The organism is Brachybacterium sp. P6-10-X1 (assembly GCF_001969445.1).
Lineage (GTDB): Bacteria > Actinomycetota > Actinomycetes > Actinomycetales > Dermabacteraceae > Brachybacterium.
The window spans coordinates 3750332-3775167 of sequence record NZ_CP017297.1 but is presented as its reverse complement, the minus strand read 5'-3'; the positions used below and the strand labels follow the sequence as shown (position 1 = coordinate 3775167).

General features: G+C 71.8%; 24 protein-coding genes. 12 read left to right on the top strand and 12 right to left on the bottom strand.

The genetic code is table 11. The annotated features are described in order from the left end of the window. Positions 1–11 precede the first annotated feature (11 nt). The 4 genes from BH708_RS16820 to BH708_RS16805 all read left to right on the top strand — a co-directional run bounded on the left by BH708_RS16820 (position 12) and on the right by BH708_RS16805 (position 4984). The gene (locus tag BH708_RS16820; protein WP_076810151.1) at positions 12–1616 is read left to right on the top strand and encodes an MDR family MFS transporter; all 1605 of its coding nucleotides are present in this window, start codon (positions 12–14) and stop codon (positions 1614–1616) included. A 77-nt stretch (positions 1617–1693) separates the two neighbouring features. Next, on the top strand, positions 1694–2281 hold the full coding sequence (locus BH708_RS16815; protein ID WP_076810150.1) for a TetR/AcrR family transcriptional regulator: 588 nt from the start codon (positions 1694–1696) through the stop codon (positions 2279–2281). Positions 2282–2340: 59 nt separating this feature from the next. After that, positions 2341–4341: a serine hydrolase domain-containing protein gene (locus BH708_RS16810; RefSeq protein ID WP_076810149.1), complete on the top strand. Its 2001-nt coding sequence runs from the start codon at positions 2341–2343 to the stop codon at positions 4339–4341. Positions 4342–4429: 88 nt separating this feature from the next. Next, the gene (locus BH708_RS16805; protein WP_076810148.1) at positions 4430–4984 is read left to right on the top strand and encodes a hypothetical protein; all 555 of its coding nucleotides are present in this window, start codon (positions 4430–4432) and stop codon (positions 4982–4984) included. Between the two features lie 268 nt (positions 4985–5252). Here the strand turns inward: BH708_RS16805 and BH708_RS16800 are convergent, their stop codons facing one another. Further along, the gene (locus tag BH708_RS16800) at positions 5253–5621 is read right to left on the bottom strand and encodes a VOC family protein (protein WP_076810147.1); all 369 of its coding nucleotides are present in this window, start codon (positions 5619–5621) and stop codon (positions 5253–5255) included. Positions 5622–5744: 123 nt separating this feature from the next. Here BH708_RS16800 and BH708_RS16795 point away from each other — a divergent pair, with 123 nt between their 5' ends. Next, positions 5745–6446 carry a YafY family protein gene (locus BH708_RS16795; RefSeq protein ID WP_076810146.1) on the top strand — a complete coding sequence of 234 codons (702 nt, stop codon included), beginning with the start codon at positions 5745–5747 and terminating at the stop codon, positions 6444–6446. 42 nt (positions 6447–6488) lie between these two features. Here BH708_RS16795 and BH708_RS16790 read toward each other — a convergent pair whose 3' ends face one another. From BH708_RS16790 to BH708_RS20060, 6 genes are all read right to left on the bottom strand, one after another. Continuing rightward, positions 6489–7520 carry an aldo/keto reductase gene (locus tag BH708_RS16790; protein ID WP_076810145.1) on the bottom strand — a complete coding sequence of 344 codons (1032 nt, stop codon included), beginning with the start codon at positions 7518–7520 and terminating at the stop codon, positions 6489–6491. Between the two features lie 108 nt (positions 7521–7628). Next, positions 7629–8717, bottom strand: a complete 1089-nt coding sequence (locus BH708_RS16785) for an ArsA family ATPase (protein ID WP_083713731.1) — start codon at positions 8715–8717, stop codon at positions 7629–7631. Next, a complete protein-coding gene (locus BH708_RS20630) occupies positions 8708–9133 on the bottom strand; it encodes a cory-CC-star protein (RefSeq protein WP_371329883.1) in 426 nt (141 codons plus the stop codon). Before BH708_RS20630 ends, BH708_RS16785 begins: the two co-directional genes overlap by 10 nt. Further along, a complete protein-coding gene (locus BH708_RS16775) occupies positions 9130–10842 on the bottom strand; it encodes a carbon starvation protein A (protein WP_076810144.1) in 1713 nt (570 codons plus the stop codon). Before BH708_RS16775 ends, BH708_RS20630 begins: the two co-directional genes overlap by 4 nt. A gap of 398 nt (positions 10843–11240) precedes the next feature. Then, positions 11241–11885 carry a DUF5701 family protein gene (locus BH708_RS16770; protein WP_076810143.1) on the bottom strand — a complete coding sequence of 215 codons (645 nt, stop codon included), beginning with the start codon at positions 11883–11885 and terminating at the stop codon, positions 11241–11243. Positions 11886–11978: 93 nt separating this feature from the next. Continuing rightward, positions 11979–12125, bottom strand: coding sequence for a hypothetical protein (locus tag BH708_RS20060; protein WP_172805775.1), 147 nt, complete (start codon positions 12123–12125; stop codon positions 11979–11981). 153 nt (positions 12126–12278) lie between these two features. Here BH708_RS20060 and BH708_RS16765 point away from each other — a divergent pair, with 153 nt between their 5' ends. Continuing rightward, on the top strand, positions 12279–13175 hold the full coding sequence (locus tag BH708_RS16765; protein WP_076810142.1) for a phosphotransferase family protein: 897 nt from the start codon (positions 12279–12281) through the stop codon (positions 13173–13175). Between the two features lie 122 nt (positions 13176–13297). Here the strand turns inward: BH708_RS16765 and BH708_RS16760 are convergent, their stop codons facing one another. Beyond that, positions 13298–14521: a 3-deoxy-7-phosphoheptulonate synthase gene (locus tag BH708_RS16760; RefSeq protein WP_083713728.1), complete on the bottom strand. Its 1224-nt coding sequence runs from the start codon at positions 14519–14521 to the stop codon at positions 13298–13300. Between the two features lie 343 nt (positions 14522–14864). On the opposite strand from BH708_RS16760, the gene BH708_RS16755 reads away from it, so the two are divergent. The 3 genes from BH708_RS16755 to BH708_RS16745 all read left to right on the top strand — a co-directional run bounded on the left by BH708_RS16755 (position 14865) and on the right by BH708_RS16745 (position 17935). Further along, positions 14865–16808, top strand: coding sequence for an aconitate hydratase (locus BH708_RS16755; protein WP_076810141.1), 1944 nt, complete (start codon positions 14865–14867; stop codon positions 16806–16808). 149 nt (positions 16809–16957) lie between these two features. After that, positions 16958–17170: a CsbD family protein gene (locus BH708_RS16750; RefSeq protein WP_076810140.1), complete on the top strand. Its 213-nt coding sequence runs from the start codon at positions 16958–16960 to the stop codon at positions 17168–17170. A 387-nt stretch (positions 17171–17557) separates the two neighbouring features. Next, entirely contained in the window at positions 17558–17935 is a 378-nt protein-coding gene (locus BH708_RS16745; protein WP_076810139.1) for a hypothetical protein, read from the top strand. Positions 17936–18084: 149 nt separating this feature from the next. Here the strand turns inward: BH708_RS16745 and BH708_RS16740 are convergent, their stop codons facing one another. Beyond that, positions 18085–19158, bottom strand: a complete 1074-nt coding sequence (locus BH708_RS16740) for a sorbosone dehydrogenase family protein (protein WP_157236024.1) — start codon at positions 19156–19158, stop codon at positions 18085–18087. Between the two features lie 303 nt (positions 19159–19461). Between BH708_RS16740 and BH708_RS16735 the strand changes: the two genes are divergently transcribed. Genes BH708_RS16735 through BH708_RS16725 form a run of 3 tightly spaced genes read left to right on the top strand, consistent with a single transcriptional unit; the run spans position 19462 to position 21767 of the window. Continuing rightward, positions 19462–20223 carry an SDR family NAD(P)-dependent oxidoreductase gene (locus tag BH708_RS16735; protein ID WP_076810138.1) on the top strand — a complete coding sequence of 254 codons (762 nt, stop codon included), beginning with the start codon at positions 19462–19464 and terminating at the stop codon, positions 20221–20223. A 29-nt stretch (positions 20224–20252) separates the two neighbouring features. Continuing rightward, entirely contained in the window at positions 20253–21170 is a 918-nt protein-coding gene (gene bla, locus BH708_RS16730) for a class A beta-lactamase (RefSeq protein WP_076810137.1), read from the top strand. 36 nt (positions 21171–21206) lie between these two features. After that, on the top strand, positions 21207–21767 hold the full coding sequence (locus tag BH708_RS16725) for a DUF421 domain-containing protein (protein ID WP_076810136.1): 561 nt from the start codon (positions 21207–21209) through the stop codon (positions 21765–21767). 59 nt (positions 21768–21826) lie between these two features. On the opposite strand, the gene BH708_RS16720 is transcribed toward BH708_RS16725, so the two are convergent. The 3 genes from BH708_RS16720 to BH708_RS16710 form a co-directional block, all read right to left on the bottom strand. Then, entirely contained in the window at positions 21827–22666 is an 840-nt protein-coding gene (locus tag BH708_RS16720) for an arylamine N-acetyltransferase (protein WP_076810135.1), read from the bottom strand. Then, complete coding sequence (locus tag BH708_RS16715; protein WP_076811498.1) at positions 22663–23574, bottom strand: SDR family oxidoreductase; 912 nt, start codon at positions 23572–23574, stop codon at positions 22663–22665. Before BH708_RS16715 ends, BH708_RS16720 begins: the two co-directional genes overlap by 4 nt. A gap of 61 nt (positions 23575–23635) precedes the next feature. Then, positions 23636–24814, bottom strand: coding sequence for a MalY/PatB family protein (locus BH708_RS16710; protein ID WP_076810134.1), 1179 nt, complete (start codon positions 24812–24814; stop codon positions 23636–23638). Positions 24815–24836: the final 22 nt, after the last annotated feature.

The following is a 24836-nucleotide window of genomic DNA, read 5'->3' as shown; positions in this document are numbered from 1 at the left end:
ACGCCACACCCATGACCTCCCCCCGTCAGCCCACGGGCGAGTTCCCCGCCGTCGAGACCCCCGGGATCGTCGCCGGCGGAGCCGTCTCCGCCGAGGCCGAGGCCGCCACCCGCAACGGTGCCGACGACCCCGGCACCACCGTCACCGACGGTCAGGCGCCCGCCTCCCACAAGGTCACCCCGATCATCGCCGTCCTGGTGGTCTCCGCGTTCGTGATGATCCTCAACGAGACCCTGCTGTCGGTCGCTCTGCCCACCCTGATGGATGACCTGTCCATCTCCGCGGTCACCGCGCAGTGGCTCTCGACCGGCTTCATGCTCACCATGGCCGTGGTCATCCCCACCACCGGCTTCCTCATGAAGCGCCTGTCGGTGCGCGCTGTCTTCCTCACCGCCATGGGACTGTTCCTGGTCGGCACGACGATCGCGATGCTGGCCCCGACCTTCGGGGTGCTGCTGGGAGCTCGCGTGATCCAGGCGGCCGGCACCGCGATGGTGCTGCCGCTGCTGATGACCACCGTCCTGGCCCTGGTCCCCATCTCGAAGCGCGGCCTGGTGATGGGCCTGGTGGGCGTGGTCATCTCGGCGGCCCCGGCGCTCGGCCCGTCCATCTCCGGGTTCATCCTGGAGCACTGGTCCTGGCACTCGCTGTTCGTGATGATGCTGCCGATCATCGTGGTCGCCCTGGTGATCGGGCTGCTGTTCATGCGCAACTACACCGAGCCGGAGAAGGTGCGACTGGACCTCGTCTCCGTCGCCCTCTCCGCGGTGGGCTTCGGCGGCGTCATCTACGCCCTGGCATCGATCAGCCAGATCGTGGAGGGCGAGGCCCGCCTGATCCCGCTGATCGCGGCCGGCGTCGGCGTGCTCGCGCTCGCGGTGTTCTCCACCCGCCAGGTGCGCATGCGCACCCGCGGCGAGGAGCCGCTGCTGGATCTGCGCCCCCTGCAGGTGCGCACCTTCACCGTCTCCGTGGTGGTGATCCTGATGGGCTTCGCCACCATGCTCGGCACCGTCGTGGCACTGCCGCTGTACATGACCGGATCGCTGGGCATGTCCACCCTCGATGTGGGCTTGACGATGCTGCCCGGTGCGGCCGCCTCCGGTGTGCTCGGCCCGTTCGTGGGCACCCTGTACGACCGTCTGGGCCCGCGGCCGATCGTGGTCCCGGGCATGGCGCTGATGGCGATCGTGTGCTGGCTCGAGGTGTTCCTGCTGGACGCCGATGCCGGCCAGGGCATGGTCATCGCGCTGAACGTCCCGCTCGGCATCGGCATGGCCATGGTCATGACCCCGCTGATGGCGCTGTCCCTGGGTGCCCTGCCGCGCGAGCTGTACGGACACGGGTCGGCGATCCTGAACACGCTCCAGCAGCTGGCCGGAGCACTGGGCACCGCCGTGTTCATCGCCCTGCTCACGCTCGGTGCGGTCGTCGCGTCGGAGTCCGGGGCCGCGGCGCAGGTCGCCCAGGCCAGCGGCGCCGGCTGGGCGTTCGCCTTCGGCGGCGTGATGACCACGATCGCCGTGGGCCTGGCGCTCACGCTGCGGGCGAATCCCGCCGAGCAGGGCTCCGCTGAGGACGAGTCGAGGCAGGTCCCGGCCGCCGACGCCGCCTGAGCACCGGCGCGGACGACGGACCGGTCGCAGCGCACCGGGACTTTGTGGTGGCACAGCCGTGTCGCTACGGTGAGCCCATGCCGAAGCTGATCGACCACGCACGCCGTCGCGAGGAGCTCGCCGAGGCCGCATGGCGGGTCCTGCTCCGGGACGGCGTCGGACGGGTCTCGGTGCGCAGCGTCGCCGCGGAGGCGGGGCTCACCGTGAGCTCGCTGCGCCACGTCTTCTCCAGCCAGGACGAGCTGCTGGCGTTCTCGCTGCAGCTGGTGCTGGATCGGGTGGGCCGCCGCGTCGAGCCGATGCTCCCCGTGTCCGATCGCCGCGGCGTCGAGACCGTCGCCGTCCAGTTCCTGCCGCTGGATCCGGAGCGCCGCGCCGAGATGGAGATCTACCTCAGCCTGTTCATGGCGGCCCGGACGAATCCCGAGCTCATGCCGCTGCGGGAGGAGGCCCACGCCGCTCTGCGGATGAGCTGCCGGCACCTCATCGGAGCCCTGGACAACGGGACCGACCTCGCCCCGGGCGCAGATCACGAGCTCGAGACCCGACGTCTGCACGCCCTGCTCGACGGGCTCGCGATGCACCTGGTGTTCGAGGGCTCCGGCGGTGATCCGGACGGAGCTCGGCGCCTGCTGCGCGCCCATCTGGACGCCCTGGCGGGCTGACTCCTCCGTCCGGAGGATATTGCTTGCCGCGGTGTCGGGGCGTTGGTACGTTCACGATCGTGAGAACACAGTCGTACCACCAACGCCGTCCGCGTTGCCGCCCCAGCGCCCTCGTCCTCGCCCTGGCTGCGCTGGTCATGCTGTCCGCCCCGGGGGTCGCCGCCGCCGACCCCGGGCCACGAGGGCCCGAGCTGGACGGCGTGGGCCCGCTGCTCGACGAGCTGGTCCCCGCACAGTTGGCCGAGGGACGGATCCCCGGCGCCGTGGTGACCGTGGTGGCCGACGGCGAGACCGTCGTCTCGAAGGGCTACGGCGAGGCCGACCCCACCGCGCACACGGCCATGGACCCCGACCGCACAGGCGTCTACACCGGGTCGATCGCGAAGCTCTTCACCGCGACCGCGGTCCTGCAGCTCGTCGAGCAGGGCGAGCTCGACCTCCACACGGACGTGAACGAGTACCTCACCGACCTCGAGATCCCCGAGACCTACCCCGGCAGGCCCGTGACCCTGCATCATCTGCTGACCTACTCCGCGGGCTTCGACGACGACATCTACGGCTGGTCGCAGTGGGACCGCCAGGACCTGCCGAGCCTGGAGGAGTTCACCGCGGGCGAGCTGCCCTCGCGGGTGCGTCCGCCCGGCGAGCTGGTCGCCTACAACAACTTCGCCTACGTGCTGGCCGGGCGCCTGGTCGAGGTCGCCTCGGGGCAGGACTTCTCCGAGTACGTCGCCGAGCACGTGCTCGAGCCCGCCGGCATGGTCGACACCTCCGTCGGCCAGCCGCATCCGGTGGGCGACCTGGCGATCGTGCCCGGATACCGCCCGACCGAGGACGAGCAGACCCGGACCGGTGGCCAGCTCAGTCCGGCCACCCCGGCCGGTCCCGACGTGATCACCACCGGCGCGGACATGGGACGCTTCATGATCGCCCAGCTGGAGGAGGACTCCCCGCTCGGGGCCGGCGTCCCGCGCGCGATGCAGCACCAGCAGTTCTCGGCCCACCCTGATCTGCCGGGCATGGGATATGCCTGGGAGCAGCGCGCGATGCAGGGCCAGCAGGTGGTGACCAAGGACGGTGATCAGCCGGGGACCCACCACAACATGGCGCTGCTGCCTCAGCACGATCTCGGCATCCACGTCGCCTACACCGGGGACGGGACGGATCAGGCCGCGTTCTGGGGCGGCAAGGAGCTGGTCCGCGCCGTGGTGGCGGAGGCCTTCGAGAACGGCGACGGGACGTCGTCCGGTGCCTCGACCCCTCACGGCGACCCCGCCCCGGGCACGTCGGAGCAGGAGGCGGCCGACGCCGTCGCCGGCACGTACCGCTCGGCGCGCACGGCGCACGCGAACTTCACCAAGGTCGCCTCCCTGACCGCACCGGTGACGGTGGAGGCCGACGGGACGGGGCGGATCACCACCGTCGGCCTCTCCGCCGACCCTGACGTGACCGAGCAGGTCTGGGTGGCGACCGCGCCGGACCGCTTCGTCCTCGAAGGCGGAGGGGCCGAGCTGGGAGTCACCGGTGCCGGCGACCTGGTGACCACCCAGATGCCGTCGAGCTCCTTCGAGCCGCTCGCCTGGTACCAGTCCCCGACGCTGCACCTGGTGGTGCTCGCCGTGGCCGCCGCGGTCCTGCTGGCGACGTTCGTCGTCCTGCCCGTACGGCTGGTCGTCGGGCGACGGGGAGGCCGCGTCGCTGCGCCCGCCGGAGCGCGCTCGCCCGTCGTGGCGCGGATCGCGCAGGGGCTGGCCTGGATGGCCGGACTGTGCACGGTGATCTTCGCGACCGGGTTCGTGATCGTCACGGCCGACGCGAACCTGCTGGCGCAGATCCCGCTGACCGGGAGCCCGGCGCTGTCGATCGCCCTGAACACGATGTCGGTCCTGGCCCTGGTGGCGCTGGTGATGCTCGTCCTCGCCGTCCTGGCGTGGGTGCGCGGATGGTGGACCCCGCGGGGCCGGGTGCTCTACGGCGTCGTGACCGTCTCGGCCTGCGCACTCGTGGCCGTCGCCGTGTTCTACCGCCTGATCGGGGTGCCGCTGACCCTCACCGTCTGAGCCCACCGACGGCCACCGTCCGCACCGCACCGCACCGCACCGCACCGCACCGCACCGCACCGCACCGCACCGCACCGAGGAGCGCACCATGTCATCTCCTGATCTCACCCCGCCCACCGCCGGCTCCACCGTCGGCCGGCACAGCCCTCCGCTGCGTGCGCCTGCCGCGCTGCGCTGGCTGGTGGTCGGCATCGGCGCCAGCATCCTGCTGCTCGTCGGCCTGCCCGTGCTGATGGTCATCAAGCGCACCGAGCTGGTGACGGCGATCGAGCGCGAGACCCCCGGCACCCTGAGCGAGGAGTGGATGAGCTGGATCGTCGTGTTCGTGCTCGCCTACGCGATCGTGCTGCACCTGGTGGACGTGATCCTGCTGCTGTGGCTGACGCCGAAGATCCTCCGCGGCAGGCAGTGGGCGCGGATCGCCCTGACCGTGTACCTGGTGGTCGCCACTGCCGCCAGCCTCTACTCCGCGACCATGGGCGGGATGTACCTTGCCGTCGTGATCCCCACCGACGTGCTGCACGTGCTCATGGCGACGCTGCTGTGGGCGCCGCCGAGCGTGCGGCGGTTCTTCGCGGAACATCGTGCGGACCGACGGGGTGCCGCCGCACAGAAGGGAGCCCAGCCGGATCCCTCGCGCTGAGCAGCACCTGCCGTTCCGCTCGCGGGTCGTCGGGTATCGACACGTCACCGACGCGTATCTCGCGGCCCTGGCAGCGAGCCGCGGGGCGCATCTGCCGACCGTCGACAAGGCTCTTGCTGCTGCTCATCCGGAGGCGACTCGTCTGATCCCGTGACGGCGGCGCTACCCCCGCATCCTGCCCAGGATCGAGGAGCCGGTCGAACGTGATGTGCTGGCCGCCGGCCCGCCCCGCCATACCGGTCACGGCGAGGCGGACGCCCCGCGTCCTTCAGTCCACGGGCGCGATCCGGATGCGGTTCCCGTCGGGGTCGGCGACGACGGTGGTGCGGCCGAAGACGGCGTCATGCGGTGGCTCGAGCACGGTGACGCCGAGAGCGGCCCAGGTGCTCAGCTGCGCCTCGATCGCCTCGGGCCCGCCGGGCAGGCACAGGCAGATCTCGCTGGTGCGCACGACGTCGCCGGCGAGCGCGACGTCGTGGGCGGACCACAGGGCGAGGTCGACCCCGCTGCCGAGGGCGAAGGTCGCGAATCCGGGGCTCGGGAAGAACGTGGGCTCGATCCCGAAGAGCTGTCGGTAGAAGTCGACGGTGCGCGCGACGTCGCTGACGTACACGATGAACATGTTCGGGCTGGTCATGAGGTATTCCTTCGCTATGCGGGAGTGATGAGACCTCAGGATCCGTCGGGCCCGCGACAACGGTGTGTCGGGGTTTTCGGGACCGATCTTCCCCCTCGGGCGCCGACTCCCTACGCTGGGTCGATGCGACGCAGCGAACGGCACCACGCCCTGCTCGACGTGCTGCGCGCGAATGCCGAGCGCCCGGTCTCCGTGCCCCGGCTGGCCGCTCGTTTCGAGGTCAGCACGCGCACGATCGAGCGAGATGTGCACGCCCTGCAGGAAGCAGGCGTCCCGCTGTACGCCGTGGCCGGGCGCACCGGCGGATACGCGATCCGTCGGGACTACTCGCTGCCGCCGCTGGCCCTCACCCCGCCCGAGGCGATGGCCGTCACGGCCGGACTCAGCGTCATGATGGGATCACCCTTCGCCGAGGACGCGTCCCGCGCGATGGACAAGGTGCTCGGGGCGATGCCGCCCGCACGTCGCCGGCGATCCCGCGCCCTGGCCGCTCGAGTCGCGGCGATGGCGCCGGAGGGCCCGACGGATCAGCACATCGCCGAGGTGCTGCGAGCTGTGCTGGAGCGTCCCCGCGTGGTGGAGCTCGACTACGCGCGGCCCGACACCGGCGAGCGCACCCGGCGGTCCGTCGAGCCGTTGGGGCTGATCACCGTGCGCGGCGGCTGGATCCTGGTGGGCTGGTGCCGACTGCGAGGCGGCGTGCGCGGCTTCCGCACCGACTGCATCCTCGAGATCGCCCGCACGGACGAGGTGCCGCCGCAGCGCGACCCCGATCCGCTGGAGGAGGACCTCTCCCGGTGGGATTTCCGGGGCGTGGATCGATGAGCGCAGGGGCGTCGTGGCCCGAGGCGTGATCCGGCGCAGCCCCTACTCGCCCTGCACCACCGAGCGGTGACGCTGCCGGATCCCGGCGGGCCCGTACGGATAGTCGTCCATCACCGGGGCGCTCACCTCGTCGAGACGCGCGAGCTCCTCGTCGGTCAGCTCGATCTCGGCGGCGCCCATGTTGTCGTGCAGCTGCTCGACGGTGCGGGCACCGATGATCACCGAGGTCACGGCGGGCTGCGCCGTCGCCCAGGCCAGCGCGATCTGCGAGGGCGAGGCACGGTGCGCATCGGCGACCGCCCGGACGACGTCCAGGGTGTCCCAGGTCCGCTCGTCGGCGTTGCGCTTCTCCCAGGCCTCCATGCCGCGCTGGGGGTTCTCGCCCAGCCGCGTCGCGCCGGTCGGCGGCACGTCCCGCTCGTACTTCCCGCTCAGCCAGCCGCCGGCGAGCGGCGACCAGGGCAGCAGGCCCATGCCGGCGTCGAGGCCGGCGGGTACGATCTCGTGTTCGATGTCGCGCACCAGCAGGTTGTACTGCGGCTGCACCGTCACCGGCGCCGGCCACCCGTGCGCCTGCGCGAGGTGCACCGCCTTGGTGAGCTGCCAGCCCAGATAGTTCGAGAACCCGTAGTAGGAGATCTTCCCGCTCGCGATCGCCTCGGCGAGGAAGCCCAGCGTCTCCTCGAGCGGGGTCAGCGCGTCGAAGGCGTGCATCTGGTAGAGGTCGATGTGCTCCACATCCAGGCGCCGCAGGGAGGCGTCGAGGGCTCGGCGCAGGTGGCGCCGGGACTGGCCGACGTCGTTGGGCCCCTCCCCCATCGCGGCCCGACCCTTGGTGGCGAGCACGACCTGCTCGGCCTCCGTGGGGTGCGCGGCGAGCCAGCGGCCGATGATCTCCTCGGAGACGCCGCGGCTGTACACGTCGGCCGTGTCCAGCATGTTCCCGCCGCCCTCGACGTAGGCGGTGATGATCTCGTGCGAGGCGGACTCGTCGGCCTCGGCGCCGAAGGTCATCGTGCCCAGCGTCTGTACCGAGACGGAGGTTCCGCTGCGTCCCAGCAGTCGGTGTTCCATGGTTGCTCTCCCGTGAGCGGATCGGAGTCGGTGGCCCGAGTATCCGTCCCGATGCGTGCGGCGTCCAGGGTGCTGACCGGTCGGCCGCGGGCGGGGCCCGGGCCATGATCAGCCGGCGGGCGCTGTTCCCCCGTCTGAGCGCGAGGTCGCCGTCGGCCTCCCGCCGTCACCGCGCGCCCCTGCCGTCGGGACGCCGTCTGCGGTGCCCAGCAGCCCGGCGAACCGTTCCAGGGCGGCGGGGCCGACGACGTCCTCCTCCCCCAGCGGGATCTGCTGCAGCGGAACCTCGGGCAGCGCCGCGCGGAGGGTTCCCAGGTGCTCCTCCTCGAGGGCGTGGCGGCGGGCGAGGAAGTCGCCGCGGTCGGCCGGGGAGCGCTTGTTGACCACGAGGCCGCCGACGTCGACGCCGGTGCGGGTCAGCTCCTCGTGCAGGGCGATGGTCTCCAGCACCGGCAGTCGCTCGGCGGCCAGCACGATCGCGAACGACGTTCTCGCGCGGTCGGTGAGCACCTCCCGCAGCCCGGCCAGGCGGTCGCGGCGGCGCAACAGGATCGATCGGATCTCCTCGTCGCGCTCCTCGACCGGGTCGCGCGGGGCCGTGCTGCCCAGCAGCTTCTTCCCGCGGTCCCCGTCGAGCCCGCGCATCGCCGCGCCGAGCTTCTGGGACTTCTCCCGCCGGGCCAGCAGTCCGTCGGTCCAGGCGGTCATCAGCTCGGGCAGCGCCATCAGCCGTGCGGTGTGCCCGGAGGGAGCGGTGTCGAAGACGACCAGGTCGAAGCGCTCCATGCCGCTCTCGACCAGCTCCGTCATCCGCTCCAGCACCGCGGCCTCGTGGGTGCCCGGGGAGCGGCGGGAGAGCTCCATATGCTTGTCGACCTCGCCCGCGAGGTTCTCGGGCATCAGCTTGCGCAGGGTCCGGGCCACGTCCTTCAGATGCTGATCGGTGGTCGCGTCGGGGTCGATCTCGATCCCGGACAGCCGCCCTCCCGCCCCGTCGCCGAGGCGGGCGAGGCGGTCGCCGACCTTCTGGTCCCAGAGGTGGCCGAGGTTGTGGGCGGGGTCGGTGGAGACCACCAGGGCCCGTCGGCCCTCGCGGGCGGCGGCGAGGGCGAGCGCGGAGGCGACCGTGGTCTTGCCGACCCCTCCCTTGCCGCCCAGGAACAGCACGCGGCGCTCGGCGGCGAGGTTCAGCAGCATCGGTAGTTCTCCAGGGGCGAGCGCTCCATGCCCATGCGTCGGTGCCAGTCGTGGAAGCCGTCGTAGAGCACCGGCAGCAACTCGATCGTGTAGTAGGACGCGGGGTTGGGCACCCCGAGCATCTCGGACATGACCAGCATCCGGAACAGGTCGTCCTCGTCCCGCTGGGCCTTGGCGAAGGTGCGCCGGTAGGGGCCGACGTAGTACTCGTGCAGGCCCGCGCTGAACGCCCGCCAGCGGTCGCGGAGGCCGGGACCGGGAGCCTCCGCACGGGGCGCTCCCCCGGGATGAGCCGCCCCGTCGGGAGCCACCCCGTCAGGAGCCACCCCGTCAGGAGCCACCGGGCGGGGAGCCGCCCCGTCGGTCGGGTCGTCCGGGAACCCGCCGGCGGGGCGGCGCTGAGGGGCGGGGCTCACTCCTGGGAGCTCCCGCCGGCAGCCACCGAGTCGCGCTCGTCCTCGTCGTCGGGCTCGGGGTCGGCGATGCGGGCGCGGTTCAGCGCGACCGCGGACTCGACGATCACCCAGACCGCGGCGATCAGGATGATCACGTCGAGGACCAGCAGCAGCCAGTTGCCGTCGGCGAGGAATCCGCCCAGCTGGATGATCAGCGCGTACACGCTGATGAACAGCACGAACACGAGCGGGATCATGATCGGCAGCACCGGGCGGCGCTTGCGCATCAGCATCACCGCGAGGATCGCCAGGGTCAGTCCCGCCATGATCTGGTTCGTGGTGCCGAACAGCGGCCAGATGAGCATGCCGCCGGAGCCGTCGGCGCCGGCGCTGAACGTGAGCGCCAGGCACACCACCAGCACGATGGCCGTGGCCACGATGGTGCCGAGCTTCACGCCGATCACGTCGCCGATCTCCTGGACGACGAAGCGCTGCAGGCGCACGCCGGTGTCCATGGTGGTGGCCGCGAACAGCACCGCCATGGTGGCCAGGATCGTCGCCGACAGCGAGGTGGGGATCCCCAGGCCCGCGTTGAGGATGGAGCCGCCGCCGGTGACGAACGCCGCGACGCCGCCCTCGTTGAAGGCGCTGTAGACCTCCTCCCAGTCCGCCAGGGTGCGGAACCCGGCCGTGGTGGCGATGATCGCGCCGAGAGCCAGCAGCCCCTCGCCGACGGCGCCGAAGTAGCCGACGAAGCGGGCGTCGGTCTCCTTGTCCAGCTGTTTGGCGGAGGTCCCGGAGGAGACGATGCCGTGGAAGCCGGAGATGGCGCCGCAGGCCACGGTGACGAACAGCAGCGGCATGATGCCCGGCGTCCCCTCGGGGACGTTCGCATTGACCGCGGGAGCCACGATCGTGGGGCTGAAGATCAGCACCGAGCCGTACAGCAGGCCCAGACCGATGAACAGCTGCAGGCCGTTGATGTAGTCGCGGGGCTGCAGCAGCACCCACACCGGCAGCGTCGAGGCGATCGCGGCGTAGATGAACAGCACGATGATCCAGAACGCCTCCGGCGACAGGCCCAGCACCGAGTCCGGCAGCACCACCGGGAGGCGGTCGCCCAGCAGGATCAGCCCGTACAGAGCCGCCACGCCGACGATCGAGACCAGCGGCAGATTCCACTTCAGGCGATAGATCGCCTGGCCGATGAGCACCGCCACCACGAGCGCACCCCAGGTGGGGATGACCGCCGTGGGGGTGGAGACCAGCAGGCCCGCGATGACCACCGCGAAGGCGGCATTGACCATGAGCAGCAGCAGGAAGATGACCACCAGGAACAGCCGGCTGCCGCGGGCGCCGATGTAGCGGGCCGACAGCGCGCCGATGGACTGCCCGCGGTTGCGCACCGACGCCCACAAGGCGCCGAGGTCGTGCATGCCGGCGAAGAAGACCGTGCCGAGCGTGACCCAGAGGAAGGCGGGCAGCCAGCCCCAGATCACCGCGACGGCGGGGCCGACGATGGGCGCGGCGCCGGCGACCGAGGTGAAGTGGTGGCCCCAGAGGATGAACTTGTTGGTGGGGACGTAGTCGACGCCGTCGGACAGCTCGTGGGACGGGGTGCGGAAGGCGGCGTCGAGCCGGTAGACGCGCCGGGCGAGGAAGCGGCTGTACAGCAGGTAGCCGGCGATCATCATGCCGACGCCGACCACTGCGAGGATCAGGGAGTTCACGGGGCTGTCCTGTCGGGGGTGGGGAAGGGTCCACGACGGGGCCACGAGCAGGGGCCGACGGGACGTGCCCCGCTGGTCGCCTTTCGCGTCCTCGTCGCGCGCGATTGAGGTCACCGTAACCGACGAGGGCGATGCGCGGGAGAGCGGGGACGACTTACAGGCCGCCGGCCCCGTGCGGGGTCAGCCCGGAAGCACCGGGGACGACCGAGATCTGCGTTGCCGTGCGCACAACCAGCCTTGGCAACGACCCCGCAGAGCTCGAAGCGGCGCACCCGGCCCTCAACGCCCCTGGGCAGACCGAGCTCTGCGGCGGGCTGGGGCGGGGTGGCCGAGCGGCGGTGCAGGCCAGGGCGCCGCGGTCCGTCACGCGGCGGTGCAGGCCAGGGCGCCGCGGTCCGTCACGCGGCGGTGCGTCCCGCGGTCGAGGCGATGCCGAGCCAGGTGTGGCGGTTGTTCCACCAGCACCATCCGAGCTTCGGGGCGTCCTTGCGGTCCTTCCCGTCGCGCCCGGTGCCGTTGGAGATCCACAGCGCCGGGGTGCGGGAGTCGAGCTTCCCGGTCGGCTTCGTCAGCCGCGAGCCGATGGTCATGAAGCAGTGATTGCGCTCGAGGATCTCCGGCTGCTGCAGCACCCAGTGGATGCCCTCGCTCAGCAGCAGCGGGGTGCGCTTGCGGGAGGCGATCTCGACGAGCGCCTCCGCGGGCGAGGTGTTCTCGAAGTCGTCCCCGCGCTCGAGCCCTTCGACGAGATAGATCGCCTCGCCGCCCAGCTCGATGCCGGTAGGGGCGAAGCGGTCCACGTCGGTCATGTCCTCGACCACGAAACCAGGCCTGTCGCCGCGCCGCAGCAGAGGAGCCAGGGCCGACGGCGGCGCGAGCGCCGGGTCGAGCGCGAGCAGCACGTCGGTGCGCTCGCTCCCCCACTGTGCGACGGCCGCCCGCACCGTCTCCTCGAAGAGGCCGGCGAGGGAATGGACATCGAGATCTATGAGCCGCTCTGCCTGCACGGCGAGAGCCGGAAGGGCGACGGCGGACGAGCTCATGAGTGCGGTGTGCTCGGTGATGGATTCTCCTGGGAGCGGTGGCGGATCCTGCGCGGACCGCTTGTCAACGTCCCCGTGCGCTGCGTTATTCCCTCACCAGGGCTGGCCGGGCCGGCAACTGCCCACCGACCGCTGATGTCCTTCGCAGTCGAGCACCTCGACGTCGAAGGCCTCGACGAGCCAGCGCACAGCCTCCACAGGATCGCGGTACAGGGTGACGACGGACAAGGATGCGGTCACGGGGACCCGTCTCCAGAGATGTCGCGGCCCGATGCCGGGGCCGCTGTGTGCACCCACCGTAGAAAGACGCGAGGACAGATCCTGCCCGGACGAGCTCACCGAGGTCCCGGAATCCGGTTGAGCCCTTCGGACCCCTCTGACAGTCTCTGCCGCATGCCCCCGACCTCCGGTGCCTCGGACCTCGACCCTGCGCTGCGCGCCTGGCTCTCCCCGTTCGTCGGCGAGGTCACGCTGGTGCGTTCGCTGGTCGGCGGTATCACCGGGCAGATGCTGCAGGTGCGGCGCGTGGACGGTCGCGGTGACGTCGTCGTGCGGCGCTGGTCCGGGGACGGGAGCTGGCAGCACGACATGGTCCGCCGTGAGACCGCCGGGCTGGACGCCCTGGCCGATGCCGGTCTGCCGATCCCTTCCCTGATCGCCGCCGACCCCGAGGGAACCGCTTCCGGGCTGCCGACCACGCTGACCCGCTTCCTGCCCGGGCGGGTGGAGCTCGCTCCGCTCGATCTGCGGGCCTGGGTGCGACGGCTCGCCGCGATGCTGGCGCGGATCCACGCGGTGCCGGCGCCGGTGCTCGGCCCCTGCGAGCTGTGGGCGTCCTCCGAGCTGTCCTGGCTGGAGCAAGGCGGCGACCCGGGGCTCGCCCGCACCGCCCGCGAACTCGCCGCTCGGCCCGCCGATCCTGCCTGTGCCGTGCTCAGCCACGGCGACTACCAGCACTTCAACGTGCTCTGGCAGGGCGGGAGCATCTCGTCGGTGGTGGACTGGCCCACCGTCGGCCTCGCGGACCGTGGGCTGGACGTGGGCCATTGCCGGCTCAACCTCGCCGTGCTGTTCTCCGCCGACGCCGCGATGTGGTTCCTCGACGACTACGAGGATCTGGCCGGGGCGAGGGTCGACCCGGCGTGCGACCTTCAGCGCCTGCTGAACTTCGGCCCGAACTGGCCCGAGTTCATCCCGCTCCAGGTGGCCGGCCGCCCCCCCGTCGACGGCCCCGGGATGGCCGGCCGGGTGCGGGAGACGATCACGCGCACGCTGCGCCGGGCGGGCTGAAGCGGCCCGACGCGCTCTTCGGGCAGCACATCAGGGACGTCAGCGGCACGAGCCATCGCCTGGTGTCACGTCGTGCCGCTCGCGTCCCTCTTCTGCGGTGCGTACCCGCCAGGTCCCCGCGATCACCTCACCGCCGCGACCCGACGCCGCCGCGCTCCCCCGGCGAGCTCGCGCAGCACCTCGGCCGTGACCTCCCAGCCCATGCACGCATCCGTCACGGATTGACCGTGTGCGAGCCCTTCGGGACCGGCGCCCACGTCGAGCTTCTGGGCACCGGCGACGAGGTTGCTCTCGAGCATGATCCCGGCGACCGCTTCGCCGTCGACGGCGACCTGGTCGGCCAGCGAACGGGCGACCTCCGCCTGGCGGAGGTGGTCCTTGCCGCTGTTGCCGTGGCTGGCGTCGATGATCAGGCGCGGGCGGAGGCCCTGCTCGACCAGTCGCTCGGCGGCGGTGCGCACGGGTCCCGGACCCCAGTTCGCGCCGGTCGCCCCGCCGCGCAGGATGAGCGAGACGTCCGGGTTCCCGGTGGTCGCCACGAGGCTCGCTCGCCCGTCGGCCCCGATCCCGAGGAAGGCCTGCGGGGCCGAGGCCGCCGCAGCAGCATCGAGCGCCACCTGGATGCCGCCGTCGGTGCCGTTCTTGAAGCCGATCGGCATCGACAGCCCGGAGGCGAGCTGGCGGTGGATCTGGCTCTCGGTGGTCCGCGCCCCGATCGCGCCCCAGCTGATGAGGTCGGCGATGTACTGCGGGCTGATGGGCTCGAGGAACTCGGTGGCGCACGGCAGGCCGAGCGCGGTGACCTCGCGCAGGAAACCGCGGGCCCGACGCAGCCCGGTGGCGATGTCGTGGCTGCCGTTGAGGTGCGGGTCGTTGATCAGCCCCTTCCAGCCGACGGTGGTGCGCGGCTTCTCGAAGTAGGTGCGCATCACCAGCAGCAGGTCCTCGCCCAGCTCTGCCTGCGCCGCGGCCAGCAGCCGGGCGTACTCGAGGCCCGCCTCGGGATCGTGGATCGAGCAGGGCCCGACGACCACCAGCAGCCGGTCGTCCGTGCCCTCGAGGACGGCGCGGACGGCCTCGCGGCTGTCAGAGACCAGCTCGGCGAAATCCGGGTCCAGGGGCAGGTCCGCGAGGAGCTCGGCCGGGGTGGGCAGCGCGGTGAGGCTCGTGATGTGACGGTCGGACGCGGTGCCGGGCCGCTGCGGGGGCACGGCGGGTCCGTCGGAAGGCGGTGCGGTGCGGGCGCCTGCGGCGACGGTCGCGTCTGCGGCGGGGGCGGCGGTCGCGTCTGCGGCGGGGGCGGCGTCCGTGGCGCGGGCGACCACGGCGGTGTCGAGAGCTGTCATGGGTCCTGTCCTGGGATCAGGGCGGACCCGCTGCAGAGCCCGCCGGGAATGGCGAAGGGCAGAGCATCTGCTCTGCCCTGTCGGCTCTGAAGGGGTTGGTGACGCTATGGCATCGCCGGCCCCTCCAGGGCCGACCGCGCATAGCTAAACCAACGGGTGTTCATGCCGGGACCGTACACCACGGGCCGCGGCGCCGAGGCGAGCGTCCGGATGACGACGGGTGACGGCGAGCGTCCAGCGGCGGTCGGTCCGTGCACCGGTGCATCAGCGCCCGGACCGGCTACGGTGGGAGGAGGTCTGCTGCCGGGCCGGTGGCGGACACCGATGTCAGGAGGGCAGGACCGTGTCACGCAACGTCGCACAGAAGCTCATCGCCGAGCACCTCGTCGAAGGATCGCTGGAGCCCGGCTCGGAGGTCGGCCTGCGGGTCGACCAGACCCTCACCCAGGACGCCACCGGCACCATGGTGATGCTCGAGCTCGAGGCGATGGGCCTGGACCGGATCCGCACCGAGCTGTCGGTCCAGTACGTCGATCACAACCTCCTGCAGACCGACGAGAAGAACCCCGACGACCACCTGTTCCTGCAGTCCGCCGCCCAACGCTTCGGCCTGTGGTTCTCCCAGGCCGGCAACGGCGTCTCCCATCCCGTTCATCAGGCCCACTTCGGCCGTCCCGGCGCTCTGCTGATCGGCTCGGACTCCCACACCTGCGCAGCCGGTGCGCTGGGGATGCTCGCGATCGGCGTCGGCGGCCTCGAGATCGCGATGGCGATGGCCGGCCAGCCGCTGTACGTCTCGACCCCGGAGATCTGGGGCGTGGAGCTGACCGGGTCGCTGCCGGACTGGGTCAGCGCCAAGGACGTGGTGCTGGAGATGCTGCGTCGCCACGGCGTCAAGGGCGGCGTCGGCCGCATCATCGAGTACCACGGTGAGGGGCTGAAGCAGCTGACCGCGATGGACCGCCACGTCATCGCGAACATGGGCGCCGAGCTGGGTGCCACCGCGACGGTCTTCCCCGCCGACGACGCGGCCCGCACCTACCTCGAGGCCGTCGGCCGCGCCGACGAGTTCGAGCGCTGGGAGGCCGATGAGGGCGCCACCTATGACGTCACCGAGCGCATCGACCTCTCGCAGCTGGAACCGCTGATCGCAAGGCCGTCCTCCCCCGGCAACGTCGTCACCGTCGCCTCCGTGGCCGGTGAGGACGTCTCCCAGGTGGTCGTGGGCTCCTCGGCGAACCCCGGCCTGCGGGACTTCGCGGTGGTCGGAGAGATCCTCGACGGCCAGCAGACCGCCGCCGGCCTCTCCCTGGACATCAACCCCACCTCCCGCGAGGTCCTCGCCGACCTGATCTCCGGCGGCTGGCTCACCTCGCTGGTCACCGCCGGGGCCCGCATCCACCAGTCCGGCTGCATGGGCTGCATCGGCATGGGGCAGGCCCCCGCGACCGGCCGCAACTCCCTGCGCACCATGCCGCGCAACTTCCCCGGCCGCTCCGGCACGGAGGAGGACGCCGTCTGGCTGTGCTCCCCCGAGACCGCCGCGGCCGCGGCCCTGACCGGGAAGATCACCGATCCGCGCACGCTGGAGACCAGCCACGACCTCGTCTACCCGCGACCCACCATGCCCGAGTTCTACTCGACGGTGGACGACATGCTGCTGCCGCCGCTGCCGCCCGAGGAGGCCGCGAAGGTCGAGCTTGTCAAGGGGCCGAACATCTCGAAGCTCCCGGACTTCTCGCCCGTCGAGGACGATCTGAGGGTGCCGGCGCTGCTGGTGATGGGCGACAACGTCTCCACCGACGAGATCATGCCGGCCGGCTCCCGGGTGCTGCCCTTCCGCAGCAACATCCCCAAGATCGCCGAGTTCTCGTTCACCCGGCTCGATGAGACCTACCCGCAGCGGGCCCGCGAGGCGACGGACGGGCATGTGGTGATCGCCGGGGAGAACTACGGGCAGGGCTCCTCCCGCGAGCACGCCGTGATCGCCCCGCGCTACCTGGGGCTGCGCGCGGTGATCGCGACCTCCTTCGCACGGATCCACTGGCAGAACCTCGCCAACTTCGGGATCCTCGGCCTCGCGTTCGACGATCCTGCTGACCACGGCCGGTGCACGCAGGGCGACGAGGTGGTCCTCGGCGGGATCCACGAGGCGCTGCGCGCCGGGCGGCAGATCACCGCGACGATCGGCGGCCGCGAGGTGGGTCTGCATCATGATCTCTCGCCGCGGCAGGTCGACATGATCCTCGCCGGCGGCCGGATCCCGCTGGCCGCGCAGGAGATGTGAGGGGCGCGGCGGCGGCCGCAGGATCCGCGACGGCGGAGCACGCCCCGCTCCCGACCGGGAGGTCGGAGTCCGGGCCCTGGGGCGACACCGGGTCGTATGCTCGCCCCACGGGACGATTCGTGTGATCCCGTCATCGCCAGGAGACACCGATGAGCAACGAAGAGAAGTTCGAGAACGTCAAGGACACGGTGAGCGGCCAGGCCAAGGAGGGTTTCGGCAAGCTGACCGACGACAAGGAGACCCAGGCCGAGGGTCGGGCCGAGCAGGGCAAGGCCGCGCTGAAGGACAAGGCCCAGGACGCCCGCGACACCGTCAAGGGCGCGGCCGAGGGCATGTTCGGGAACAAGGACAGGACCGACTGACGCCGACACGGGGACGGCGTCCTCCGGGCCGACGTCCCCGCCGCGCAGCCGCCCTCGCCGGGCCGTCACCCTCGCCGGGCGATCGCCCCCGCAGGGCTGACGCCACGACCTGCCGGTGGTGCCGATCCCGGGCACCGGCCGGCCGGGACGGATCGATGAGAACGCCGCAGCACCCTCCCTGCCCCTCCACGCGGAGGGGACCGCGGCCTTCGATGCGATCTCGGATCACGTCGTCGGCGAGCGGACGGACAGCGCGGATCCGGCCTGGACGCGCGCCCCGTGGGAGCAGACCGTGCGAGGGCCGCGGGACGGGATCGTCCGACTGGTCGGGAGCCTTGGGCGGGATGCTGTCGCGTGCCTACCGTGGAGTCGGAGGGAGCTGAGATCATGCGCTACGGAGCCAGAGAGCACGCCGAGGCGTTCCCCCGTCGCTGCGAGGTCCGAGGGTGCGGCTCACGGCCCCAGGAGTGGTTCGAATCCAATGATCACGTCTTCGACGTGTGCTCCGCGCACGGGTTGCAGCTGCGGGCGGGAGAAGCACTCACGATCGAGGGCGATGAGATCCTGGTGGGCCCGGAGGCGGCCGCGGAGATCCTCGACGTCCGCACCGCGACGACCCCGACCGGAACCGTGCTCACCCTCCGGCTGGGTCATCACGGCGTGGTCGATCAGGAGGTCCCGCTCAAGGTCACGTCGACGTTCCGGGCCTCGATCCGCGACCTCCTGAGGACCGATGACGACCCCGGCGCGGACCCGAAGCGATAGCACCCAGTCCCTCAGCTCGGCCGCTCACGGCTGCCGGGGCGCCCCTCCCGCCCGGGTGCTGCTTCCGGCACGCCCGTCCGACGGCCGCGCAGAGAAGAACGCACACCCGCACATCCTCTCGTGCGATGTGCCCAGTATTTCTCAGCGGCTCATTCCACCGCCACCCGCAGAATCCGATCCCCCTCCTCGGCCGGGTCGCCGCGGCCGTCGGTGGTGTTGGTCAGCACCCAGAGCGAGCCGTCGGGCGCGAGGACCACGTCGCGCAGCCGCCCGTACTCCCCGACCAGCAGCTCCGACGCGGTCGACGGGTCCGGCAACGGCACCACGCGCAGGCGTCGGCCACGGAGGTTCGCGAGGTAGAGGTTTCGACCGGTGATCGCGATGCCGCTGGGACTGGCCTCGGCCGGCTCCCACTGCTGCAGCGGATCGCGGTAGCCCTCCTGCTCGGCGATGCCCTCGACATGCGGCCAGCCGTAATTGCCGCCGGGCTCGATGAGATTCAGCTCGTCCCAGGTGTCCTGTCCGAACTCGCTGGCATACATCGTGCCCTCCTCGTCCCAGGCGATCCCCTGGCAGTTGCGGTGCCCGTAGCTGTGGACCAGCGAGTCGGGGAAGGGATTGTCGGCCGGTGCCGTCCCGTCGGGCGCCATCCGCAGGATCTTCCCGCCGAGGGAGTCGAGGTCCTGGGCGCTGTCGCGATCCCCCGCGTCGCCGGTGGTCGCGTACAGCATGTCGTCCGGCCCTATCGCGAGGCGGCCACCGTTGTGGATCCGTGCCGACGGGATGCCCTCGAGCACGGTCCGGGCAGTGCCGAGCCCGAAGCCACCGGGGGATCCGGTCAGCTCGCGGCGCTCGATCCGATTGCTCTCGGCAGCCGTGAGATAGGTGAACAGCTGACCCTCGTGCACAGCCAGGCCGAGCAGGCCGCCCTCTCCCCCGGGGTCGACGCCGTCGATCACGCCGACCTCGCGGGTGGTGCCGTCGGCGGTGAGCTCGAGGATCCGGGCGGAGTCGCGTTCGCTGATCAATGCGCTCTCGCCGACGAACGCGATCGACCAGGGCGCCTGCAGGCCGGTGGTGATCACAGAGGCCAGGGCTTGAGCGCCCGACGCCTGCGAGCTCTCCTCGGGTGGCGGATCCGTGCGCGGCCGGCCGCAGGAGCCGAGGAGGGACGCGCCGGCGAGCGCGCCGGCCGAGGCGGTGAAGCGTCGTCGAGTGATCACGGCAGCGTCTCCTGTCCTGGCAGGTGCGATGCCCCGATCCTCTCAGCCAGCACCTCCTCGGCGAAGAGCTCACCGGCGGGGAGGACGCACGGAGTGCGGCCGGACGTGAGGATCGAGAGCGTCGATCCGGGCGCCTCGCGCCGCCCGGAGGCGCCAGGAATGACACTCTCGATCCCCCGTGCGTCGGACCCGACCCCTGTAGGCCACCTCGCGTTGTCCCGCTCGGCCCCTTCGGTGCGGCAAGCTGGACGATGTCCGGCATCGGATTCGCCATGGGGACTCGCCACGAAAGGACATGAACGCATGAGATGCGCACTGGTCACGGGGGCCTCCCGCGGCATCGGCCGGGCGACGGCGATCGCGCTGAGCGAGCGCGGCGAGCGCGTCGCGGTCCACTACGCCGCGAACAGGGCCGATGCCGAGGAGACCCTGGCACGGCTCTCCGGCGAGGGCCATGTGCTCGTCGGCGGGGACCTCGCCGACCCCGAGACCGCCCGGCGCGTGGTCTCCGAGGCCGAGGCGGGGCTGGGGCAGATCGACGTGCTGGTCAACAATGCCGGGATCGCACCCGGGGAGTCCACGGACCACCCCGTGGAGGCGACGGACTACGCCACCTGGCAGCAGCGCTTCACCCGGATGATCGACGTGGACCTCACCGCCCCGGCGAACGTCAGCTACCTGGTGGCCCGTTCCCTCATCGCCCGCGACGCCCCGGGGGTGATCGTGAACGTCGGATCCCGCGGAGCCTTCCGCGGAGAGCCCGGCGCGCCCGCGTATGCCGCGGCGAAGGCGGGGCTGCACGCTCTCGGCCAGTCCCTCGCCTTGTCCCTGGCCCCGCTCGGGATCGCGGTGGCGTCGGTCGCTCCCGGGTTCATCGCCACCGAGCGCCAGCAGCCGAAGCTCGACAGCGAGGCAGGCGATGACGTGCGCTCTCAGAGCCCTTTCGGGCGGGTGGGCACCGCCGAGGAGGTCGCCGCCGCGATCGTCTACCTCACCTCGCCCGGGGCGCAGTGGGCCTCGGGCGCGGTGCTGGATCTGAACGGCGCCTCGCACCTGCGCCCCTGACACTCACACCACGACCTGAGGAGGTCCCCATGACGACATCCGTCTCCCGCCGCACCGTCATCCTGTCCGCCGCACCGCTTGCGCTCACCGGCTGCGCCGCCGCCGCGGGCCGCGAGTCGGCGGACGCCGCCGCCCCTGAGCCCGCCACCGGCGGGCCGGCCTCCCCCGACGCTGCGTTCTCCGCTCTCGAGAGCCGCTTCTCCGCCACCCTCGGCCTGTTCGCTCTCGACACGGGCAGCGGTACGCGCATCGAGCACCGGGCCGACGAACGATTCGGCCACGCCTCGACCCTCAAGGCCCTGGCTGCCGCTGCAGTGCTCGACTCGGCACCTGATCTGGAGATTCCCATCCCGGTGGAGGCGGAGGACCTCGTCGAGTATTCGCCCATCCTGCAGGAGCAGGTCGGGAGCACGGTCACCCTCCGCGAGGTGGCGGACGCCGCCGTGCGCTACAGCGACAACACCGCGGGCAATCTGCTCCTCGCCCAGCTCGGCGGCCCCGCGGGACTCGAGGCCGCGCTGCGGGCGATCGGCGATCGCACCACGAGCGTGGACCGCTGGGAGCCGGAGCTCAACGAGGTCTCCCCCGGCGATGTCCGCGACACCAGCACCCCGCGTGCCCTGGCGACGTCCCTGCAGGCATTCGTGCTCGACGGCGTGCTCGACGCCGACCGGAGCGAGCTGCTGACCGAGATGCTCACCACGACGACCACGGGGGACACGCTGATCATGGCGGGGGCGCTCGACGGGTGGGAGGTCGGCAGCAAGTCCGGTGCCGCCGCCTACGGCACCCGCAATGATCTGGGCATCGCCTGGCCGTCGGGCGATCGCGCCCCGATCGTGATCGCGGTGATGTCGCATCGCGACGCTCCGGACGCCGAGTACGACGACCGGCTCGTCGCCGAGGCGGCAGAGGTCGCGTTCCGGGCGCTGATCGAGGAGGGCTGACGAGGCCGGGCACCGGCGACACGCCACAATGGAGCGATGATCGACTGGGACATCGTGTGGCGGGACTACATCGGCATCAGCTGGAGCGGAGCGCTGGGCGTGGTGGTCTCCACCATCGTGCTGTACCTGTTCTTCGCGCTGCTCATGCATCTGTCGGGCCCGCGCCTGATGGCGAACCCCACCGTCGGCAGCTTCGCGGTGCTCGCCGTGATCGGCGGGGTCACCGCGCGCGCCACCCTCGGCGAGGCGCCGACCATGCTGGGTGCGCTGATCGTGCTGAACACGCTGATGGTCATGGAGTACCTGCTGGGGACGATGCGCAAGCTGCCGCACCCGCTGCCACGTCGACGGCCGACGGTCCTGATGATCGGAGGACGGCCGATGCCCTCCGGGCTGCACCGGGTCCACCTCACGCAGCGGAATCTGTGGGAACTGTTGCGCTCCCACGGAGTGCTCGACCTGGGCGAGGCCGAGCTCGTGATCCTCGAGACGCGCGGCAACCTCACCGTCGTCCGTCGCGGGTCGACCATCGATCGGTCGTTGATCGCGGAGGTCGAGGGGCGCGAGGCCATCCCGGAGCACCTGCTCGCCGGCTGACCGGCAGCAGGCTGCGGTCTGCGGGCCAGGGGCCGCGGGCGCAGGCAGCGGGCCGCATCTCAGCCCGCTGGCTCCTGCGCCCGGAGGTTCCGCAGCGTGCGGGCGGTGCCGGCGTCCAGAGGCAGGCCGAGGTCCGCGACGGCGTCGATCACCTGCGCGGGAGTCAGTTCCTCGTGGATGGTCTCCTGCCCGGGCCGACGGATCGTGCGGGCGGCGCTGGTGACGGTCACGTGCCCGTCCTCGGTGAATCGGCTGACGATGAGCATTGTCGTGAAGGGCCCGGCACCGGGCATGGTCGAGGTGACGTGGTGGCCCGCGCGGACGTCGGCCGGCACCACGGGCAGCAGGTCGGTGACGTGCTGGAGATCCTCGCCGCGGCGCAGCTCCCACTGCTCGATGCCGCCGGCACTCTCGAGGTGATGCATCGACAGGGTGCCGAACCATTCCTCGCGTCGGGCGCCGTCCTCGCGCGGGATCGGACCGGTCAGGGAGAGGCCGAAGCCGGGATCCAGCATCCACCACCGCTCCTCGAGCTCGACGTCGACGGTCATGTGGGTGCGGGTGTTGGTCGGGGAATGGACACGGCCCAGCCGGCGCCGCACCGTCATCCCCAGCCGCTCGAGCACCCCGGCCAACAGCTGGGCGTGCTCGAAGCAGTACCCGCCGGCGCCCTCGTGCAGCATGCGCCGGGCGACGGTCTCGGGGTCGACGCCGGGGTGGCGTCCCAGCAGCACGTCGAGGTTGCTGAAGGGGAAGGTCGCCACGTGCGCACGGTGGATGCGCTCGAGGAGGTCGAGGCTCGGCGGGCCCGGCTCGACGCCGATCCGGTCGAGATAGAGGGCGGGGTCGAAGGCCTCGATGCCCCAGTCGGCCCCGTCGGCCTGGCCGACCCCGGTCATCGCCGGCCGCTGTCGTCCGCGGCGGCGAGCTGCTGGAAGTGCTCCGCCATGCGGCGGTGGCCGTAGGGCGGGGCGGCGGAGTCCGCGGCGAGCCCGGCGAGCAGGAAGGTGGCGATCCCGGCGGCCGACGGCGCGACCATGCGCACCGGGGCGAGGCCGGCGCGCGCCACCGGCAGCGGAACCGAGGCGATGCGGGGGCGCTTCCCCCTCGCCTCGAAGGCGAGCTCGGCGATCTCGTGGTGGGTGAGGGTCTGCGGCCCGCCGACGTCCAGGTCTCCCGTCGTGCCCGCCTCGAGCTGCTGACGGATCACGGCGGCGAGGTCGGCGCCGTCGATCGGCGAGAGGCGTGCCCGCCCGCCGCCGACGACGAGGGCGACGCCGCGCCGGGCCATCGAGGCATAGGCGCCGAGATCGGAGAAGTAGCCCGACGGATTCACGATCAGGTGCTGGTCGGTGGTGCGGCGCAGCGTCGCGGCGAAGGCGCTCTTGGCACGGGTGAGGTCAGCGGGGATCTGCTCGGCGTGCAGCACGTTCACGAAGACGACGCGCCGCACGCCGGCAGCGAGGGCTGCGTCGAGCAGGGCGAGGTTCCCGGCGTGGTCGACGCGCCACGGATCCCCGCCGTGGCCGGTCACTCCGATGGTCGAGATCACGGCGTCGACGCCGTCCGCGATCGAGGCGAGCGTGGAGGGGTCGGTGACATCGGCGCTGCGCACGTCGAGGTCGAGCCCGGCGAGGGAGGGGGCGCCGGATCGGCCGGGGCGGGCCAGCTCCTCGGGCCGCCGGACCAGGCAGCGCACTCTGTGGCCGCCCCTCGCCAGCTCGGTGACGAGGTGGCGGCCCAGGTAGCCGCCGGCCCCGGCGACCAGGACGTTCCGGGCTGCAGTCGGAGGAGATGTCTCGCTCATGCCTCCCAGCATGACGACAGTGCGATGCGGGCGCCAGGGGGCCTCCCCCACCGGTGTCCGGTCACCGCCCGGCGCGCTCCGGCTCCAGCACCTCCGCGATCCGGGTGATCGCCTCGACCAGCAGCGGGTGCGGCATCGCGTAGATGAAGCGGACGAAGCCCTCCCAGGACCGACCGCAGGCGGTGCCGTCGGTGCATTCGACGCGGGCATGCTCGAGCAGCTGGTCGTGCAGGGAGCCGGTGATGGAGTAGGCGCGCAGGTCGAGCCAGGCGACGTAGGTGCCCTCGAGGGTGGTGATCCGTGCCTGGGGCAGGAGCGTCGTGACCAGCTCGGTGAGGGTCTCGCGGTTGCGGCGCAGGTAGGTCACGACGTCGTCGAGCCAGGCCGCGCCCTGGTCATACGCAGCAGAGGTGGCGGCGAGGCCGAGGTTCGCGGCGCCGTGCATGGGGAAGTGCCCCACCTCGTTCCAGTGGGCGCGGTCGGCGTCGTTGCTGGTGATCATCTGGGCGCACTTGAGCCCGGGCAGGTTGAACGCCTTCGACGCGGCGACCGCGGTGAGCGCGTGTCCGGCGGCGGTCTCGCTCAGCGTGGCGTAGGGGACGTGCTCGCCCTGGAGCACCAGCGGCATCCAGATCTCGTCGGAGAACACGCGCCCGCCCTTGCGGTCCACCAGTTCCACCAGCGGCTCCATCTCCTCGCGGGAGAACACTCTCCCGGTGGGGTTGTGCGGATTGCACAGCACCAGCAGCTCGCCCCCGGCGTCGAAGGCGGCCTCGAGGGCGTCCAGGTCGTAGCGGTAGCGGCCGCCTTCGTCGGCGACCATCTCGACCTCGAGGATCTCCCGGCCGTGGAGGGCGGGGACCTGGAGGAAAGGCATGTAGGAGGGCGTGGGGACGATGATCTTCGCACCCGGCCGCAGGAAGTGGTCCAGCACCGCCTCGAACACGGAGATGACGTCGGGCATCTCGTGGATGTCGGCCGGGTTCACCGCCCATCCCGTCCGACGATGCAGGAACTCGGCGGTCGCCTGCTGCATCTCGGCCTTCATGCCTGAGGGAAGGTACCCGAAGGCGCCACGGTCCACCTCGCGGTGCAGCCGCTGGGTGATCGGCGCGGCGGTGCCGAAGTCCATCTCGGCGACGAAGGCGCCGATCACGTCCTCGCCGCGGGCCCAGCGGGTGGCCCCGGTGGCGATCAGCTCGTCCTGGGTGATCGCGTCGAGTTCGTCGATGCCGGGCACTGGAGTCTCCTTCGACGGTGGG

What these genes read in the sequence shown, in the direction of transcription:
- BH708_RS16820 (WP_076810151.1), top strand. Translation starts at nt 12, where the DNA reads ATGACCTCCCCCCGTCAGCCCACGGGCGAGTTCCCCGCCGTCGAGACC.
- BH708_RS16815 (WP_076810150.1), top strand. Translation starts at nt 1,694, where the DNA reads ATGCCGAAGCTGATCGACCACGCACGCCGTCGCGAGGAGCTCGCCGAG.
- BH708_RS16805 (WP_076810148.1), top strand. Translation starts at nt 4,430, where the DNA reads ATGTCATCTCCTGATCTCACCCCGCCCACCGCCGGCTCCACCGTCGGC.
- BH708_RS16800 (WP_076810147.1), bottom strand. Translation starts at nt 5,621, where the DNA reads ATGACCAGCCCGAACATGTTCATCGTGTACGTCAGCGACGTCGCGCGC.
- BH708_RS16795 (WP_076810146.1), top strand. Translation starts at nt 5,745, where the DNA reads ATGCGACGCAGCGAACGGCACCACGCCCTGCTCGACGTGCTGCGCGCG.
- BH708_RS16790 (WP_076810145.1), bottom strand. Translation starts at nt 7,520, where the DNA reads ATGGAACACCGACTGCTGGGACGCAGCGGAACCTCCGTCTCGGTACAG.
- BH708_RS16785 (WP_083713731.1), bottom strand. Translation starts at nt 8,717, where the DNA reads ATGCTGCTGAACCTCGCCGCCGAGCGCCGCGTGCTGTTCCTGGGCGGC.
- BH708_RS16770 (WP_076810143.1), bottom strand. Translation starts at nt 11,885, where the DNA reads ATGAGCTCGTCCGCCGTCGCCCTTCCGGCTCTCGCCGTGCAGGCAGAG.
- BH708_RS16765 (WP_076810142.1), top strand. Translation starts at nt 12,279, where the DNA reads ATGCCCCCGACCTCCGGTGCCTCGGACCTCGACCCTGCGCTGCGCGCC.
- BH708_RS16760 (WP_083713728.1), bottom strand. Translation starts at nt 14,521, where the DNA reads ATGACAGCTCTCGACACCGCCGTGGTCGCCCGCGCCACGGACGCCGCC.
- BH708_RS16750 (WP_076810140.1), top strand. Translation starts at nt 16,958, where the DNA reads ATGAGCAACGAAGAGAAGTTCGAGAACGTCAAGGACACGGTGAGCGGC.
- BH708_RS16745 (WP_076810139.1), top strand. Translation starts at nt 17,558, where the DNA reads ATGCGCTACGGAGCCAGAGAGCACGCCGAGGCGTTCCCCCGTCGCTGC.
- BH708_RS16735 (WP_076810138.1), top strand. Translation starts at nt 19,462, where the DNA reads ATGAGATGCGCACTGGTCACGGGGGCCTCCCGCGGCATCGGCCGGGCG.
- bla (WP_076810137.1), top strand. Translation starts at nt 20,253, where the DNA reads ATGACGACATCCGTCTCCCGCCGCACCGTCATCCTGTCCGCCGCACCG.
- BH708_RS16725 (WP_076810136.1), top strand. Translation starts at nt 21,207, where the DNA reads ATGATCGACTGGGACATCGTGTGGCGGGACTACATCGGCATCAGCTGG.
- BH708_RS16720 (WP_076810135.1), bottom strand. Translation starts at nt 22,666, where the DNA reads ATGACCGGGGTCGGCCAGGCCGACGGGGCCGACTGGGGCATCGAGGCC.
- BH708_RS16715 (WP_076811498.1), bottom strand. Translation starts at nt 23,574, where the DNA reads ATGAGCGAGACATCTCCTCCGACTGCAGCCCGGAACGTCCTGGTCGCC.